The sequence below is a fragment of the Enterobacter cloacae complex sp. 418I7 genome (genome assembly GCF_050030705.1).
GTDB lineage: Bacteria > Pseudomonadota > Gammaproteobacteria > Enterobacterales > Enterobacteriaceae > Enterobacter > Enterobacter intestinihominis.
Map to the genome: position 1 here is coordinate 505769 of NZ_JBLGUU010000001.1, position 17257 is coordinate 523025.

At 56.9% G+C, this 17257-nt stretch carries 13 protein-coding genes; 6 read left to right on the forward strand and 7 right to left on the reverse strand.

The genetic code is table 11. The annotated features are described in order from the left end of the window. The first annotated feature begins 7 nt into the window (after window positions 1-7). From ACQG0S_RS02475 to ACQG0S_RS02495, 5 genes are all read left to right on the forward strand, one after another. On the forward strand, window positions 8-1141 hold the full coding sequence (locus ACQG0S_RS02475; protein ID WP_048966058.1) for an amidohydrolase/deacetylase family metallohydrolase: 1134 nt from the start codon (window positions 8-10) through the stop codon (window positions 1139-1141). Next, window positions 1125-2243, forward strand: a complete 1119-nt coding sequence (locus ACQG0S_RS02480; RefSeq protein WP_048966057.1) for a DgaE family pyridoxal phosphate-dependent ammonia lyase — start codon at window positions 1125-1127, stop codon at window positions 2241-2243. Before ACQG0S_RS02475 ends, ACQG0S_RS02480 begins: the two co-directional genes overlap by 17 nt. Continuing rightward, complete coding sequence (dagF, locus tag ACQG0S_RS02485; protein WP_048966056.1) at window positions 2240-2980, forward strand: 2-dehydro-3-deoxy-phosphogluconate aldolase; 741 nt, start codon at window positions 2240-2242, stop codon at window positions 2978-2980. The genes ACQG0S_RS02480 and dagF overlap by 4 nt, the downstream gene beginning before the upstream one ends. 118 nt (window positions 2981-3098) lie before the next feature. Beyond that, entirely contained in the window at window positions 3099-4235 is a 1137-nt protein-coding gene (locus tag ACQG0S_RS02490; RefSeq protein WP_048965764.1) for a lactonase family protein, read from the forward strand. Between the two features lie 19 nt (window positions 4236-4254). Beyond that, window positions 4255-6165 carry a BglG family transcription antiterminator gene (locus ACQG0S_RS02495; RefSeq protein WP_426749976.1) on the forward strand — a complete coding sequence of 637 codons (1911 nt, stop codon included), beginning with the start codon at window positions 4255-4257 and terminating at the stop codon, window positions 6163-6165. A 32-nt stretch (window positions 6166-6197) separates the two neighbouring features. Here ACQG0S_RS02495 and nrdG read toward each other — a convergent pair whose 3' ends face one another. The 5 genes from nrdG to ACQG0S_RS02520 all read right to left on the reverse strand — a co-directional run bounded on the left by nrdG (window position 6198) and on the right by ACQG0S_RS02520 (window position 13854). After that, window positions 6198-6662, reverse strand: a complete 465-nt coding sequence (nrdG, locus tag ACQG0S_RS02500; protein WP_022646867.1) for an anaerobic ribonucleoside-triphosphate reductase-activating protein — start codon at window positions 6660-6662, stop codon at window positions 6198-6200. A gap of 105 nt (window positions 6663-6767) precedes the next feature. Continuing rightward, entirely contained in the window at window positions 6768-8906 is a 2139-nt protein-coding gene (nrdD, locus tag ACQG0S_RS02505; RefSeq protein ID WP_022646868.1) for an anaerobic ribonucleoside-triphosphate reductase, read from the reverse strand. Between the two features lie 368 nt (window positions 8907-9274). Further along, window positions 9275-9847, reverse strand: coding sequence for a PTS sugar transporter subunit IIA (locus tag ACQG0S_RS02510; protein ID WP_032621401.1), 573 nt, complete (start codon window positions 9845-9847; stop codon window positions 9275-9277). A gap of 1 nt (window position 9848) precedes the next feature. Next, a complete protein-coding gene (locus tag ACQG0S_RS02515) occupies window positions 9849-12446 on the reverse strand; it encodes a glycoside hydrolase family 38 C-terminal domain-containing protein (RefSeq protein WP_048966080.1) in 2598 nt (865 codons plus the stop codon). A gap of 10 nt (window positions 12447-12456) precedes the next feature. Then, complete coding sequence (locus tag ACQG0S_RS02520) at window positions 12457-13854, reverse strand: PTS fructose transporter subunit IIC (protein WP_074142844.1); 1398 nt, start codon at window positions 13852-13854, stop codon at window positions 12457-12459. Between the two features lie 179 nt (window positions 13855-14033). Between ACQG0S_RS02520 and ACQG0S_RS02525 the strand changes: the two genes are divergently transcribed. Continuing rightward, entirely contained in the window at window positions 14034-14693 is a 660-nt protein-coding gene (locus tag ACQG0S_RS02525) for a MurR/RpiR family transcriptional regulator (protein ID WP_048966079.1), read from the forward strand. Between the two features lie 8 nt (window positions 14694-14701). On the opposite strand, the gene ACQG0S_RS02530 is transcribed toward ACQG0S_RS02525, so the two are convergent. Both ACQG0S_RS02530 and treC read right to left on the reverse strand, forming a co-directional pair. Then, a complete protein-coding gene (locus ACQG0S_RS02530) occupies window positions 14702-15448 on the reverse strand; it encodes an oligogalacturonate-specific porin KdgM family protein (RefSeq protein WP_048966078.1) in 747 nt (248 codons plus the stop codon). 134 nt (window positions 15449-15582) lie between these two features. Further along, window positions 15583-17238: an alpha,alpha-phosphotrehalase gene (gene treC, locus ACQG0S_RS02535; RefSeq protein WP_048966077.1), complete on the reverse strand. Its 1656-nt coding sequence runs from the start codon at window positions 17236-17238 to the stop codon at window positions 15583-15585. Window positions 17239-17257 lie beyond the last annotated feature (19 nt).

The window sequence follows — 17257 nt, forward strand, 5'->3', positions numbered from 1 at the left end:
GAACCCCATGTTTGATCTACTCCTGCGCCGTGCGCGCCTCGCCGACGATACCCTGACCGATATCGCCATTCAGGACGGGAAGATCGCCGCGACAGGCCAAATTGACGCTCCCGCTCGTAAAACGGTTGAGCTTAACGGTGTCGTGTTCGTCAGCGCGGGCTGGATTGACTCCCACGTCCACTGCTACCCGAACTCCCCAATTTACCACGACGAGCCGGACAGCGTGGGCATTGCCACCGGCGTCACCACCGTGGTGGACGCGGGCAGTACCGGGGCCGACGACGTGGATGATTTTTACGCCATCACCCGCAAAGCATCCACCGAGGTGTTTGCCCTGCTGAACATCTCCCGCGTGGGGCTGATTGCCCAGAACGAGCTGGCCAATATGACCAATATTGATGCTGATGCGGTGAAGCAGGCGGTGACGCGCTACCCGGATTTTATCGTCGGCCTGAAGGCGCGCATGAGCAGCAGCGTGGTCGGTGAAAACGGCATTACCCCGCTGGAGCGCGCGAAAGCGATTCAAAAAGAGAATGGCGACCTGCCGCTGATGGTGCACATCGGCAACAACCCGCCGAACCTCGATGAGATTGCCGAGCTGTTAAGCTCCGGCGACATAATTACCCACTGCTACAACGGCAAGCCCAACCGCATTCTGACGCCCTCCGGCGAGCTGCGCGCCTCCATTACGTCTGCGCTGAAGCGCGGCGTGCGTCTGGACGTCGGCCACGGCACGGCGAGCTTCAGCTTTGAGGTGGCGAAACGCGCCATCGCGATGGGCATTCTGCCGCACACCATCAGCTCGGATATCTACTGCCGCAACCGCATCAACGGCCCGGTCGGCTCGCTGGCAAGCGTGATGTCGAAATTCCTCGCCATCGGCATGTCATTGCCGCAGGTGATTGACTGCGTCACCGCCAACGCCGCAGACGGCCTGCGCCTGACGCGCAAAGGCCGCATTCAGCCTGGTCTCGACGCTGACCTGACGCTGTTCACCCTTAAACGCCAGCCGACGGTGCTGACGGATGCTGAAAACGACAGCCTGCAGGCTGAACACATTCTGGTGCCGCTTGCCGCGATCCGCGCGGGCAAGGGCTACATGACCGAACAAGGGAGCACGGAACATGCCTTCGATTTATGAGAAGTACAACTTAAAGCAGGTTATCAACACCTCTGGCCGCATGACGGCGCTGGGTGTCTCCACGCCGCGCCCGGAAGTGGTGCAGGCGGCGATGGACGGCATGAATCACTATTTCGAGATAAAGGATCTGGTCAATAAAACCGGCGAATACATCGCGAAGTTGCTGGAGGTGGAAGGCGCAACGGTGGTCTCCTGCGCGTCAGCGGGCATTGCCCAGTCCGTGGCGGCGGTACTGGTGAAAGACAGCGACTGGCTGCTGGAAAACCTGCACGTCACACCGATTGAGAACAACGAGATCGTCCTGCCGAAAGGCCACAACGTTAACTTTGGCGCGCCGGTAGGCACCATGGTAGCGCTGGGTGGCGGCAGGCTGGTGGAAGCGGGCTACGCCAACGAATGCTCTGCCGATCAGCTGGCGGCAGCGATCACCCCGCGTACAGCGGCTATCCTCTACATTAAATCGCACCATTGCGTACAGAAAAGCATGCTCAGCGTCGAGCAGGCGGCGGTGGTGGCGCGTAAACACGACCTGCCGCTGATCGTTGATGCCGCGGCGGAAGAAGATCTGCATACCTATTACCGCTCCGGCGCGGACCTGGTGATCTACAGCGGCGCGAAGGCGATTGAAGGCCCAACCAGCGGCCTGGTGATCGGCAAAACCCAGTACGTTGAGTGGGTGAAGCGCCAGACGGCGGGCATTGGCCGCGCGATGAAGGTGGGCAAAGAGGGGATCCTCGGCCTGACCTGCGCCATCGAACACTACCTGACGGCCACCAGGGAGAGCGGGGCCGAGATGGTGGCGAAAATGACGCCGTTTATTGACGCGCTCAACACCCTGAACGGCGTCACCGCCCGCGTGGTCTGGGACAGCGCGGGTCGCGATATCGCGCGCACCGAGATTAAGTTTGACGAAGCGACCACCGGCGTCGGCACGGGTGACCTGGTGGCGAAGCTGAAGCAGGGTGAATACGCCGTTTACTTCCGTGGCTACAAAGCCAACGAAGGGATTATCGAAGCGGATGTGCGCAGCGTGAATGCTGACCAGCTAAACATCGTGTACCGCCGCATTAGCGAAGTATTAGGACAGGAGAAAAAAGCATGAAACTGACCCCCAACTTTTACCGTGACCGCGTCTGCCTGAACGTGCTGGCAGGATCGAAAGCCAACGCCAGCGCCATTTACGAGGCGGCGGAAGGTCATGTGCTGGTGGGCGTGCTCTCCAAAAATTACCCCGACGTGGCGAGCGCCGTCGCGGATATGCGTGAGTATGCGGCCCTGATTGATAACGCGCTCTCCGTGGGGCTGGGCGCAGGCGAGCCGAACCAGTCGGCGATGGTGAGTGAAATCTCCCGCCAGGTACAGCCGCAGCACGTCAATCAGGTCTTCACCGGCGTGGCCACCAGCCGCGCGCTGCTGGGGCAGAATGAGTCGGTGGTCAATGGCCTGGTCTCCCCGACCGGTACCGTCGGCATGGTTAAAATTTCCACCGGCCCGCTGAGCAGCAACGCGCCGGACGGCATTGTGCCGGTTGAAACCGCTATCGCCCTGCTGAAAGATTTTGGCGGAAGCTCAATCAAGTACTTCCCGATGGGCGGCCTCAAGTGCCGTGACGAGTATAAAGCGGTGGCGGAAGCCTGCGCCCGTCACGACTTCTGGCTGGAGCCGACCGGGGGAATCGATCTGGAGAACTTTGAGGAGATCCTGCAGATCGCCCTCGACGCGGGCGTGAGCAAAATCATCCCGCATATCTACAGCTCGATTATCGACAAAGCCAGCGGCGACACGCGTCCGGAAGATGTGCGTACGCTGCTGGAGATGACGAAGAAGCTGGTGAAGTAGAACCTGCCCTTCACCCAGCCCTCTCCCCAAAGGGGAGAGGGTGTAATCGTCCCCTCTCCCCTTTGGGGAGAGGGTTAGGGTGAGGGGAAACACACCGCACACACCCGAAGGAGCCACCATGCACACCCGTACCCTGCTTGTCGCTTCACTCTCAATGCTCGCCACCGCCGCTGTCGCCCAGACGCAATACGCCTGGGTGGGTACCTATAATCCCAACGGCGAAGGGCTGTACCGTTTTACCGTCGACCCGCAAACCGGCGCGCTAGATAACAAAACGCTGGTGAGCCAACTCCCGAACGCTGCGCAGCTTACCGTCTCGCACGACGGCAAAACGCTCTACCTGGCAAGCGAGGTGGAGCAGGGCGTGGTGCAGGCGTTGCGAATAGGCGATAACGGCGCGCTGAGCGAGCTGAATCAGGTGGCCTCCGGCGGCGCGGGGCCGGTGTATCTTTCCCTGACGCCGAACGGCAAACATTTGCTGGTGGCGAACTACGTCAGCGGATCGATCGCGGTGCTGCCCGTTAACGCAGACGGCAGCCTGGGCGATGCTACGGACACCCATCAGGACAAAGGCGAACCGGGCGCGGCAAAGCCGGAAGCTGCCGTCGAGGGCAGTTTCGCCATCAGCGATCATAACGGCCCTCACGCGCACATGATCGCCGCCGATCCGAGCGGGAAATACGTTTTTTCCACCGATCTGGGGCTGGATCGCATCTATCAGTACCGTTTTGACGATCGAACCGGAAAGCTGACCCCGAACGATCCGCCGTTTATCCGCGCCTCCTCAAAAGGGGCCGGGCCGCGCCATTTCGTCTTTACGCCGAAGGGGGATGCCCTGTGGCTGATTAACGAAGAAGCCTCTACGCTCACCCATTATGCGCTGGACAGCAACGGCAGGCTGAAAGAGGGTAAAACGATTTCAGCCTTGCCGGACGGTTATAAAGGCACCAGTTTTGCTGCCGGGCTGGCGCTAAGCGCCGACGGGAAACAGCTGTATGTCGCTAACCGTTTGCATAACAGCATCGGGCACTTTACCGTAACGGCGGAGGGTACGCTGACGCATCAGGACGATGTCTGGACGCGGGGCGACTATCCGCGCACCCTGACGCTTGATAAGCAGGGGCGCTGGCTGTACGTCATGAACCAGCGCAGCGACAACATTACCCGTTTCCGCGTGGCGCCGGACGGCAAGCTGAGCGCCGAGTCAGACTATACCCCGGTCGGCAGCCCATCCCAGATGGTCATTTCACCCTGAGCAGTAAGAGGACAACGACGTGCGATTTCCGAACCAACGTTTAGCACAACTTTTCGATCTGTTGCAAAACGAGACGCTGCCGCAGGACGAGCTGGCGCAGCGGCTGTCGGTCTCCACGCGAACCGTCCGGGCGGATATCACCGCCCTGAACGCGCTGCTGGCCAGCCACGGCGCGCAGTTCATTTTGAGCCGGGGCAACGGCTATCAGCTCAAAATCAATGATGTGGTGCGCTATCAACAATTGCAGTCGTCCCACCCGCGCGCGCTGCGTATTCCGCGAACCGGACCGGAGCGCGTGCACTATCTGGGGGTGCGTTTTCTGACGTCAGCCTTTTCCCTCAAGCTGGAGGATCTGGCCGATGAGTGGTTCGTCAGCCGGGCCACATTGCAGAGCGACATGGTGGAAGTGCGCGAGTGGTTTCACCGTTACAACCTGACGCTGGAAACCCGCCCGCGCCACGGCATGAAGCTGTTTGGCAGCGAGATGGCGATCCGCGCCTGCCTGACCGATCTCCTGTGGGAGCTGGCGCAGCAGGATAGCCTGAACCCGCTGGTGACCGACGTGGCGCTCAACGCGGGCGTGGCGGAAAAGATGGTCCCTGTCCTGCACGACGCGCTGACGCGCCATCACATTCGCCTGACCGATGAAGGCGAGCTGTTCCTGCGCCTGTACTGCGCGGTGTCGGTGCGGCGCATCAGCGAGGGGTATCCGCTGCCGGAATTCCACGCTGAAGACGTGGAAGAGAACGTACGCGAGGCGGCGAAAGATATTGCGGTGGCTATCCAGGAGCTGGCGGGCAAGGCGCTTTCACCATCGGAAGAGAGCTGGCTGTGCGTGCACATTGCGGCGCGGCAGATCCAGGAGATCGCTCCCAGCGCCATTAATGCTGACGACGACGAAGCCCTGGTCAACTATATCCTGCGCTACATCAACACCCACTATAACTACAACCTGTTGAGCGACGAGCAACTGCATGCAGATCTGCTCACGCACATCAAAACCATGATTACCCGCGTGCGGTATCAAATCATGATCCCCAATCCGCTGCTGGATAACATCAAGCAGCACTACCCGATGGCGTGGGATATGACCCTCGCGGCGGTGTCGAGCTGGGGCAAATACACGCCGTATGTGATCAGCGAAAACGAAATTGGTTTTCTGGTGCTGCATATCGGTGTCGGTCTGGAGCGCCACTACAACATCGGCTACCAGCGTCAGCCGCGCGTGCTGCTGGTATGTGACGCCGGTAACGCGATGGTGCGCATGATCGAGGCGGTGCTTCAGCGCAAATACCCGCAGATTGAGGTGACGCGCACGCTCACCCTGCGCGAGTACGAACTTGCCGATGCCATCGGCGAAGACTTCGTGATCTCCACCGCTCGCGTGAGCGAAAAATCCAAACCGGTGGTGATAATCGCCCCGTTCCCGACCGATTATCAGTTAGAGCAGATCGGCAAGCTGGTGCTGGTGGACCGTACCCGCCCGTGGATGCTGGAGAAATACTTCGACGCGGCCCATTTCCTTATTCTCGACAAGCCTCTCGACCAGCAAACGCTGTTCCGCGAACTGTGTGGGCAGCTTGAAAGCGAAGGCTTTGTCGGCGCGGAATTTCTGGAATCGGTTATCGAGCGTGAAGCTATCGTCAGCACTATGCTCGGTGACGGCATCGCGCTGCCGCACTCCCTCGGCCTGCTGGCGCAAAAAACGGTGGTCTACACCGTGCTGGCGCCGCAGGGCATTCAGTGGGGAGATGAAACTGCCCATGTCATTTTTCTGCTCGCCATCAGCAAAAGCGAGTACGAAGAGGCAATGGCGATTTACGATATTTTTGTCACTTTCCTGCGTGAACGCGCGATGGCGCGCCTGTGCCAGTGCGAGGATTTTGCGGCGTTTAAGGCTGAGGCAATGGAGAGTGTGAGTCGGTTTTGACGTTCAGGCGGACAGAGGATATCCGCCTTCATTCAACGCAGATGATGCACAACCTGGTTGCTGCTGCCGCGCCAGATAAGCATAGGATCTTTTAGATCCTGCACGAACTTGCCGTCGACCAGGACGTTAATCAGATCCACCACTTCCTTCTGCTGCGCATTCAGTTCATCCAGCTTATAACCCGTCCAGACCCAGATGTCTTTTCCCGCGCACTCGCGGCGGATGCGTTTTACCAGCTTCAGGATCGCCGGCACGTTTTGCGGATGGAGCGGGTCGCCGCCGGAGAGCGAGATCCCCTGACGTTTAATGCGCGTGTCGTTCAGGTCGTTGATGATGCGGTCTTCCATCTCAGCGGTAAACGGCATACCCGAGTTCAGGCGCCAGGTGCTTTTGTTATAGCAGCCGGGGCACTCGTGAACGCAGCCTGATACAAACAGGGTGCAGCGGGTGCCGGGGCCGTTGACGATGTCGACGGGGTAGTACTGGTGATAGTTCATCGCGAATAACCACGCCGGGTGGCGCTGCGCTTACCCGGCCTACAAAAGAGAGCGGTCCGTAGGCCCGGTAAGCGCAGCGCCACCGGGCATTAACGTGGCAGTGGATTACCCGATCTGCCCATTTCCCAGATGTTTCACCCTGCGCTTCACCTCTTCCTGCTTACCGGCGTTAAACGGACGGGCGTCCGGGCTGCCGAGGTAGCCGCACACGCGGCGGGTCACGGAGACGCGGGCTGCATCGTGGTTACCGCATTTCGGGCAGGTAAAGCCTTTGCTGGTACACTCGAACTCACCGGTAAAGCCGCACTCGTAGCACTCGTCGATTGGCGTGTTGGTTCCGTAGTACGGAACGTGCTGATAGCTGTAATCCCACACGTCTTCCAGCGCCTTCAGGTTATGCTGGATGTTCGGGTACTCGCCGTAGCAGATAAAACCGCCGTTCGCGATGGGCGGATAGGCCGCTTCGAAGTCGATCTTGTCGTACGGGTTCACCTTCTTCTCCACATCGAGGTGGAAGCTGTTGGTGTAGTAACCTTTGTCGGTCACCCCTTCCACGATGCCGAACTCGGCGGTATCCAGACGGCAGAAGCGATCGCAGAGGTTTTCGCTCGGCGTGCTGTACAGGCTGAAACCGTAGCCGGTTTCCTCTTTCCACTGGTCTACCGCATCGCGCAGGCGCTGCACAATCGCGATACCTTTCTCACGCAGGGCGTCGTTGTCATAGATGTGCTTGTCGCCAAACAGCGCGTTAATGGTTTCGTGAATGCCGATATAGCCGAGAGAGATCGACGCGCGACCGTTTTTGAAGATCTCCGACACATCATCATCCGCCTTCAGGCGCACGCCGCAGGCCCCTTCCATATAGAGAATTGGCGCGACGCGGGCTTTCACCCCTTCAAGGCGGGCGATGCGGGTCATCAGCGCCTTACGTGCCAGCTGTAAACGTTCATCCAGCAGCGCCCAGAAGGCCGCTTCATTACCTTTGGCTTCCAGCGCGATGCGCGGCAGGTTCAGGCTGATGACGCCCAGGTTGTTGCGCCCGTCGTGGATCTGCTCGCCGTTCTCATCTTCGTACACGCCGAGGAAGCTGCGACAGCCCATTGGCGTTTTAAACGAACCGGTGACTTTTACCACCTGGTCGTAGTTCAGAATGTCCGGGTACATACGCTTGCTCGCGCACTCCAGCGCCAGCTGTTTGATGTCGTAGTTCGGATCGCCAAACTTGTGGTTCAGGCCGTCGCGAATGGCGAACACCAGTTTCGGGAACACCGCCGTTTTACGGTTTTTACCGAGGCCGGAGATACGGTTACGCAGAATAGACTGCTGGATCAGGCGTGATTCCCAGCTGGTTCCGAGGCCAAACCCGAAGGTCACAAACGGCGTCTGGCCGTTGGCGGTGTGCAGCGTGTTTACTTCATATTCCAGCGACTGGAACGCGTCGTAGCACTCTTTCTCGGTGCGGGAACGGGCATAACCGTCGGCGTCCGGGATCTGCCATTCTTCCGCCGTTTTACGGTGTTTGTTGAAGCTCTCGGTCACGAACGGGGCCAACACTTCATCGATGCGGTTAATGGTGGTGCCGCCATAGATGTGGCTCGCCACCTGGGCGATGATCTGCGCCGTGACCGCCGTCGCGGTGGAGATGGATTTCGGCGGCTCAATCTCGGCGTTACCCATTTTAAAACCCTGGGTCAGCATGCCTTTCAGGTCGATCAGCATGCAGTTAAACATCGGGAAGAACGGCGAGTAGTCGAGATCGTGGTAGTGGATCTCACCGCGCTCGTGCGCCGAGACTACATCGCGCGGCAGCAGGTGCTGGCGGGCATAGTGCTTGGCGACGATACCAGCCAGCAGGTCGCGCTGGGTCGGGATCACTTTGCTGTCTTTATTGGCATTTTCATTGAGCAGCGACGAGTTGGTTTGCTCTACCAGGCCGCGGATCTCCTGGTTCAGGCGACCGCGTTTCTCACGCTGGACGTCACGGTCGTGACGATACTCAATGTAGGCGCGCGCCAGCTGCTTGTACGGACCAGACATCAGCTGGTTTTCAACCGCGGTCTGGATCTCGTTGATATCCACCTGGCTGCGTTCGTGCATCTGGCTGCTAACGACTTCTGCGACGGTGGCGCAGTAATCTGCGTCATCGACTCCCGCTGCTTTAGCTGCACGCAGAATGGCTTCTTTGATGCGCTCTGATTTAAACGGCACTTTACAGCCATCACGTTTCATCACATGCGGTGTCATGATCACTCCATTTTAAAAACAGGTTATCCACAGAGGTGGAGAAGTATTCACCGGGCGTATTCCTCGCCGAGGCAAAGACTTCCCGCGTGCCCAGCTCGTGTTATCCACAATTCCGGCCAGCGTTCGCGCCGTCTTGTTGTTGGAATAGTAGACGATAAATACAAGATGTTGGGTCGGCGTGCATTTTAAGTGCTACATATAGTGATTTGCATCAAACATGTTTGCGATTTTTTTGATGCAGGACAAAGTAAAAAGACGAGAGTACAAACGGCGGGCGCTGAGGCAATTGTAAAGACATGAAGGAAAAATCTGATTAATTATTCAACAAAAACAAGCGCTCAGCAGAGCCTGTGCTGAGCGCTGCTCGATTAACTCACCCCGCAGACCCAGCTCAACCCTGCCTGTAAAAAGGCTGCGGTAGCAATACTGCCCAGCACCACGGGGATGAGAAAGGAGCGATCGGGGCCATCGTCCTGTACTGGCGGTTCTTCAGCATTCAGGACGGACAATGCCTCTTCCCGGGTGCGCGCCGCCAGAAGCTGCTCACGCACCCGCTCATCCGTTAGTCTGCTGGTCAGCGTCGTCAGCAGTTGCATATGCGTACTGCCTGCTTCCGCTGGCGGAATGGCGAGCAGGAAAACCATTCTCACCTCTTCATCACCTTCCAGCCCCGGCCAGCATATCGGATCGTCAAAGAGCGCCAGACAAAATGCTGCCTGTAGAACCGCCTCGGTTTTACCGTGCGGGACGGCGAGTGCTTCACCCAGCGCGGTAGGACCTTCACTTTCGCGTTGTAAAACGCTTTCGATAAATGCCTCTCGATCGTTGATGATATTCTGCCTGGCGAGCGGCTCGGTGAGCCAGCGGATCAATGCTTCAGGCGTACGTTGGGGCGGGTTGATAAACACCCGATCGGGATGCGTCAATGCCAGCAAGTTCATATTAAGCCTCAATCAAAAAATCGCAGGTTGCGGAAGGTGAGATCGCTGTTACCGGTTGCACGGGCTCTTCCAGATAGTTGAGCTGACGAAGCCCCGCCAGACTTGTCGGAACGGGAACCGGCTGTGTCCCGGCGTTAAATACGCGTAAGACGGTGCCATGCAACTGCTGCGCATGGGGCAGTGCGGAAAGGATGAGCGGCTCCGGCAAGGTCAGTAGCGAGAATTCTGCCGGAAGCCTGCGTTCGGGCAGACGCAACGCAAAGCGCTCAAGACGGCTATCGAGCGTGTGTAACGCTTGCGGTTGATAGGAAAAAGGCTGTCCAGCCGCCTGATTTTCCAGCTGGCGCAGCGTGAGGTGGTCGGCGTTGTCGGCCAGCGCGACGGTGAATGAAAAGTGCAACGGTTTCAGCAACTGGGCATCAGGAGTCTCAACCACCGTATTATTGATGCCGGAGGCCCGACCCGGTCGCCACTCGAGATCGCTGCGTCCGAGCACGCCCGTCGATTTAAACATCGTCAGGGCAATAGCTGCTGGTTCGCTGCCGATAATCTGAAATTCTTTCATGCCATGGCTAGTCACAACCAGCGCTTTACCCGGTTCCGTAACAGCGATAATGCCCTCGCTGGTTTCGATATCCACGGGCTTCTCACGATAGCGTTCTTGCCATTTTTCACCGTCATATCCCGTTTCGCGCTGGATGATTGCGAAGGGCAGTGAGGCGATAGCGTGACGGGTGTGAATATCGCTGCCGATCAGTAAACGTAGCCGGTGATCGCAGTGGCTGTTTTCCAGCGAAGCCTCGACATACAGGTTCGGATCGTCATGGCGTAATTCACAGACCAGACGAATGGATAACGGCGTTCGTGCCGTTTCCTGACGGCTGGCGAGATCCTGCGGAAGAAGCATTGTGGCCTCGACGGTTAGCTTTTCGACAAGCTTCGTTTTCACGCCGTCGACGAGCGTAAAATGCGAACAGCGCGTCGGTGTGTCGCCTGCAAGTGGCGAAAAATCGTAGCTGTCGCCCGCATCAGCACAGTCTTCGAGAGTAAAGAAAGAGGGGATGCGTCTGCCGCTGCGTTTGTCTTCCAGGGTAAGCGTTCCGGCGTCCAGCGACAGTCGATAATGCGCGTTCTCAATCTCGCTGCCCTTTATCTTTTCAGGCTCCTGAAAAGGCGCACGGTCATCTACAACGTTAACGGTGAGATAGCCGATCGGCGGCAGAACCGGTGTCTTTACCGCTACGTGCCAGCGGTAATAAGGGGGAATGGCCGTTTCGCACTCGCCCTCGGCGGTAAGGGAGATCGCCGTTCCGCCGGGCAGAATATCCCTTTTCAGGACGTCGAACGGGATGGGCAGCCCCTGATACGTCAGGGCGATATTATCAGCCCGGCTATACAGGGTGGTTATCACCACGCGCTGCGTTGGGGTAGCCAGCGGGTTAAAAATCAGCAGGTCGCCTTCCTGAGCGCAGGCGGCGGCCAGGGTTTTCACCACCAGATTCCACAGGCTATGGCACAGCTGTTCGGTTTGTTCCAGACGATGCAGAATGTCGCGGTTGGTGGTATCGCTATTACAGCCGCCGATGGAGTCATGGGCATGGCTTCGCAACAGCTTCTTCCAGAGCGTATCGACCACCGAGAGGTTCACTGGGAGCCCCTGATGACGCGCCATGGCGATTGTCGGCTCCAGCTGCCGCAGGATGAACTGCTCAACATCATCATTTTTCTTTTTGATGTCGTAGCGCACGGAGCCGATCGTTTTATGGATGCGGGTATAGCGCGGCGATTTCAGCTCTCCTTCCCAGCGTTCAAACTGTTCACGCTGCGCGCGCAGAATGTCGACGTAGCGCTCCAGCGAACTGATAACGTACCGGTCTTCATTGGGGGAGTGTGCGCTGGCGATCTGTAGAATTTTCGGCAGCGCCGGGTCGATACTGACCTGATCGCCGCCGCAGGGCAGCAGCAGGTCATTTATTCCGGCCCGCGAGCGCAGGAGATTGACCATCGGGAAGATTTTTCCCTGCAAATGACCCGCGTCTGAAGAGATGTTTTTAGCCGCGCCGTAACCGAATGCCATCGCGCAGGCGATAACGGTCGCACCTGACGGCGCCCGCCACAGGAACTGGCTGCTTTTCGCCTGTCTGTCGTGATCGATGCCGCGCCAGAAGACGATGTTGTCGATATTGCAGCCCTGCAAAATCGTGGGCATTTGCGCATTGTGGCCGAAGGTGTCCGGAAGATACCCGACCTGCATGGCGTGCCCCAGCTTACGGGCGGCGAAGATGCCGTACTTGAGATTGCGAATAATGGATTCGCCATGCACGTTGTAGGTGTCCGTCTGGGTATACCACGGCCCTACAAAGATCCTTTTTTCTCTGACCAGTTTTTCCAGCCTGGCGCGATAATCGGGATTGATGACGAGAAAATCCTCCACTACCGCCATCTGTCCGTCAAGGTGATAGCAGGTGTAAGCGGGGTCCTGCTCCAGCGTGTCGATGACGTCCGCAAAGTTATATGACGCCAGTACCATGCTGTCCTGGCGGGTGAAATACCACTCCTGATCCCAGTGCGTATGAGCAATGACGTGGATCTGATTCATGACCTTCCCCTTATCTGGCGTTCTTTGGGCTGACATAGAGCACGCCCAGAGCGCAAATCAATGCGCCAATAACGACGCTCGCCAGGTAGCCCGCTACATTAGTCGCCAGCGGCCAGCCCCAGACGGCTGGCAGAGGCAGCGTCTGCTTCACGCCAAGGGTAATAGCGACCAGCGCGCCGGTGACGGCACCGGTCATGAACACCGGGATAAGACGTGGATTTTTCAGGATGAACGGGATCGCGCCTTCGGAGATCCCAATCACGCCCAGCAGCAACGAGGTGCTACCGACGGTTTTCTCCTCCTGGCTAAAGACATCCGGTAATCCAAAGCGACCGTTGAGGAACGCAGCAAAGCCGACGCCGATGGAGGGGATCACGATGGAGAGTTCACGGGCGGTTAAATCAAACGTCTCGCTCATGCCATTCAGGCCGAGCGCGACCGAGCCTGCCGCCTTGTTGACCGGACCGCCCAGGTCGAACGCGGTACCTGCGGCGATCATCGCGGAATAGAACCCGCGTCCTGTGTCACCTGCCGAGGTAAAAAAGACCACCATCAGCTGGTTAAGCGAGCCAAAAATCGGGTTGATCAAATATTCCATGACCATCACCAGCGTAATGCCGGTGATGAGTGGGACGACAAGCATGGTTTTAATGGTGGTGAGCTGCTGATGGACGTGAATCGAATCATTGAGCCAGCGCACCAGATAGCCCACAAAAAAGCCGATACCAATGGCACCAAAAAAGCCGGATGGCATAAAGCCTTCGATATCAAAGAAGCGCTTATAGACTTCGTCTGACATGATGCCGCCGATAAGCCCGGGGATAAGCGCGGGTTTACCAGCAATGGAAAACGCCAGATACATCGCAAAAACGGGATACATGAACTTAATGGTCATAAAGCCCACTTTATCCAGCACGCTGAACGGCGAATGTTCGATGTTAATAAACTGCCCGGTAATTTTGGCCGTCGCCATCATCAGCCCGCCCATCACCACGACCGGCAGCATATAGCTGATGGCCGCCATAATATGGCCAATAAAAATCTGGTAAGCCGAACGCTGGAGATCGTCTTCTTGTGCGACAGTGGTGACGTTTTTTTCCATGGCCAGCGCCCGACGCAGATAGCGATCGGTATGTTTGATCAGCTCTTGTGTGCGGGTTTGAAGGTGAGGAAGGTTTTCAAAACGCTCGGCATCCTGAATGGGAACGTCGGTTGCCAGAATAATGGCCGTGGCGGAGGCGATATCCTGTTTTGTTAAGCGGTTTTGAACGCCATCGCTGCCCTGCGTTTCGACCTTTACCTCAATATTGTGCTCGTTAGCCCATGCAATAATTTTATTTGCCGCCATAAAGGTGTGTGCGATGCCTGTTGGACAGGCTGTTACCGCGACAACTTTTTGTTTCGTCATTGTCATAATTCCCTGAATGTGAAAACAGGGGAAGTATAAAGAGAACCTAAAACAGTTTTTAATGTTTGCTAATACTAATTACGTATCATGATACGCGTAAATGCAATGTGTGAAGCGCCTTCCAGAGACTATTTCTCTGTTGTGTTAATATCATCTCGGGATTAAACGGGGCGTAATAGATGAATTCATTCCAGGGAAGTGAGCGTTTGATATTTGAATACATTCAGCATCATGCATATAATATTTCTAATATATCGGCAAAAGAGATTGCCCGTGACACCTTTACCACGACAACATCCGTTAATCGTGTATGTAAAAAAATGGGCTATAAAAGCTATACCGAGCTTCGGTACCGTTTTTTACGCGACCATTTTACGTCTGCACCTGCCGCCCCCGACACGGGGTCACAGGCGGATGATATTGTGACAGAAATGGCCAGGTTGCTTACGCATTCCAGCCATATCTATCTGTACGCACGGGGAGCCTCGCTCACCAGCCTCAACTACCTGTCGCGCTTTTTGTCGCTGGCGAGCCTGCCGCACCTTATTTTGAATGACATGCACCAGCTGACGCGGGTATCGAAGGGGACGCTGGTGTTGATCAGTAAATCCGGGGAGACGCAGTCGCTGATTGAAATGGCGCGTAACGCGCTGCGCAAAGGGTTGAAGATTATTGCGATTACCCGTCAGGGGTCGACATTGGTGTCGATCTCAACGCTATGCTGGCCGTTACCAATCGACATTAACGCAGTGTCTTTGTATCAGCGGGAAGGTCAGCTTGAACTGTTGAGCGCCGTGGACCGTATCGGCTGCAGGCTGCTACAGCACGATACGGTGTAGTCAGGCCGTCAGAGCTGCTTAACTATTCCCAGACGTACGGCATAATCATTTTCATGGTTGCCGTCATCGTTGATATAGGTTTTATCCAGCGATACAAGCTCGACGTAAGGCGTCCAGCCGTCGTCGAGCTTGTAGTTGAATGCGACGGTATGCTCCCAGTAGGTGTCATCCCCGGTTCCCTGATCGACGTTATCCTGCCAGCGGAAGCGCGGGTTGTAGGACATACCGAATTTGCCGATGTTATACGCGAACCAAATGTCGAACTGGTGTGACTGGCGGCGGGTATAACCGCTGCCGTCGAGTTCTTTATCGCTGTGCGCGTCATTGACGGTGTTATAGCGGTAGCGGGCGGAGAGATTCAGACCGTTATCGAATGCTTTCCAGCCCTGAATAAAAGGGCGGTAATGCGTATTGCTGGTGGTGAAGACGGTTACCATCCCTGGCGCAACGGCGAAACCATTTCCCAGATCAAAACGCCAGCGCGTTTCGATTTCCTGTGCCGCTTCCGTTAGCCCTTTGTCGTCGGGATTATATCTGTCGGTATCACCAAAAAACGTATCGTTATGGTTTTGTGCGGCTTCAACGGAAAAGTAAAAACCGTTATTCGCCTGATGCATGACCTTAATACGTGAATCATTTACATCTGAGCGCGTATTATGACCAAAGCGAAGATCGACGGACGTATTTCCGCACCATCCCTGCGTGCTCAATAATAATACGCTAATACACGTTGCTTTAATAATTGTCTTTTTCATAATATCCTGCCGAGGTTATTTAATTGGCAGGCTATTTTTATTTTGAGTGCGCCATATTGTAAAAGTTATCGTCGTACATTTAGCGTATCGCTAAACATAAAAAAAGAGATACAGCATGCTGTATCTCCTGAGGTTTATTCCTGTACCCACCAGATAGCTTCAAACGGGCGCAATAGCAACGTATCGGGTCGGAAGGGAACCTCTTCATAGTTGCTGAGTGCCACCTGCCATGCTCGCTCTGCGGGGGCGGACTGCCACTGCTGGCGCTCGTGGCTCAGGTTCGCCACTACCATCAGCGTTTGTGACTGCCATTGACGGCGATAGCACCACAGGGAAGGGTGGTCAGGCAGGAGATCCTCATAATCCCCCCACGTCAGCACCGGCAGGGTTTTGCGCAGGCGAATCAGCGACTGATAGGTGTAGAACACCGAATCGGGGTCGTCCAGCGCCGCGCGGGCGTTCACGGTTTCGTAGTTGTCGCAGACACCAATCCACGGTTCGCCCCCGGTAAAGCCCGCATTGTGCGAGGCGTCCCACTGCATCGGCGTGCGCCCATTATCACGTGACTTACTCGCCAGAATCGCCAGCAGTTCATCCGTATCGCGGCCGTTCGCCCGCTGTTCGGCGAACATGTTCAGGCTTTCTACGTCGCGGTAGTCGGTGATACGGCTGAAATGCGGGTTGGTCATGCCCAGCTCTTCACCCTGATAGATATACGGCGTGCCCTGCATCCCGTGCAGCACCATGCCGAGCATTTTCGCCGCCGCCACGCGGTGTTCCCCTTCGTCACCAAAGCGTGACACGATGCGCGGCTGGTCATGGTTACACCAGAACAGCGCGTTCCAGGCTTTGTTGTGCATCCCCTGCTGCCAGTGGCGGAAAAGGGTTTTCAGCGCCACAAAATCCGGCTTCGCAAGCGTCCACTTTTCGCCGCCGGGGTAGTCGACCTTCAGATGATGGAAGTTAAAGGTCATCGACAGCTCGCGCCCGTCGAGCGACGCATACTGCTGACAGTTCTCCAGCGAGGTGGAGGACATCTCGCCCACCGTCATCAGGTTGCGCGGCGTAAAGACATCCCGGCTCATCTCCTGGAGATATTCGTGGATGCGCGGCCCGTCAGTGTAGAAACGTCGGCCATCCCCGATGGTGTCGTCCGGGAAATCCTGATCTTTTGAAATCAGGTTAATGACGTCCAGACGCAAGCCGTCCACGCCGCGATCGGCCCAGAACTCGCACACTTTTTTCAGCTCGGCGCGCACCGCCGGGTTTTCCCAGTTGAGATCCGCCTGCTCCGGCGCGAACAGGTGCAGATAATACTGCTCGCTTTCGGCATGCCAGCGCCAGGCGTTGCCGCCAAACTTGGAGCGCCAGTTGTTGGGAAGCGCGTCCGGCGTACCGTCGCGCCAGATATAGAACTCACGGTACGGACTCGCTTTATCCAGCGACTCGCGGAACCAGGCGTGCTGCGTGGACGTGTGGTTAAAGACCATATCCAGCACGATGCGGATGCCACGTTCATGCGCCCGGGCAACCAGCTCGTCAAAGTCGTCCAGCGTGCCGTAGGTCGGGTCGATGGCAGTGTAGTTCGCCACGTCGTAACCGTTATCCACCTGCGGCGAGATATAAAACGGCGTCAGCCAGATGGCGTCAATGCCAAGGGTTTTCAGGTAGTCAAGGCGCTGCGTTACGCCGCGCAGATCGCCGGTGCCGCTGCCGGTGGTATCCTGAAAACTCTTTGGGTAAATCTGATAGATAACGCCGTTCTGCCACCAGTGAGGAAGGGTATTCATAGTACGTTCCTGCAAATGC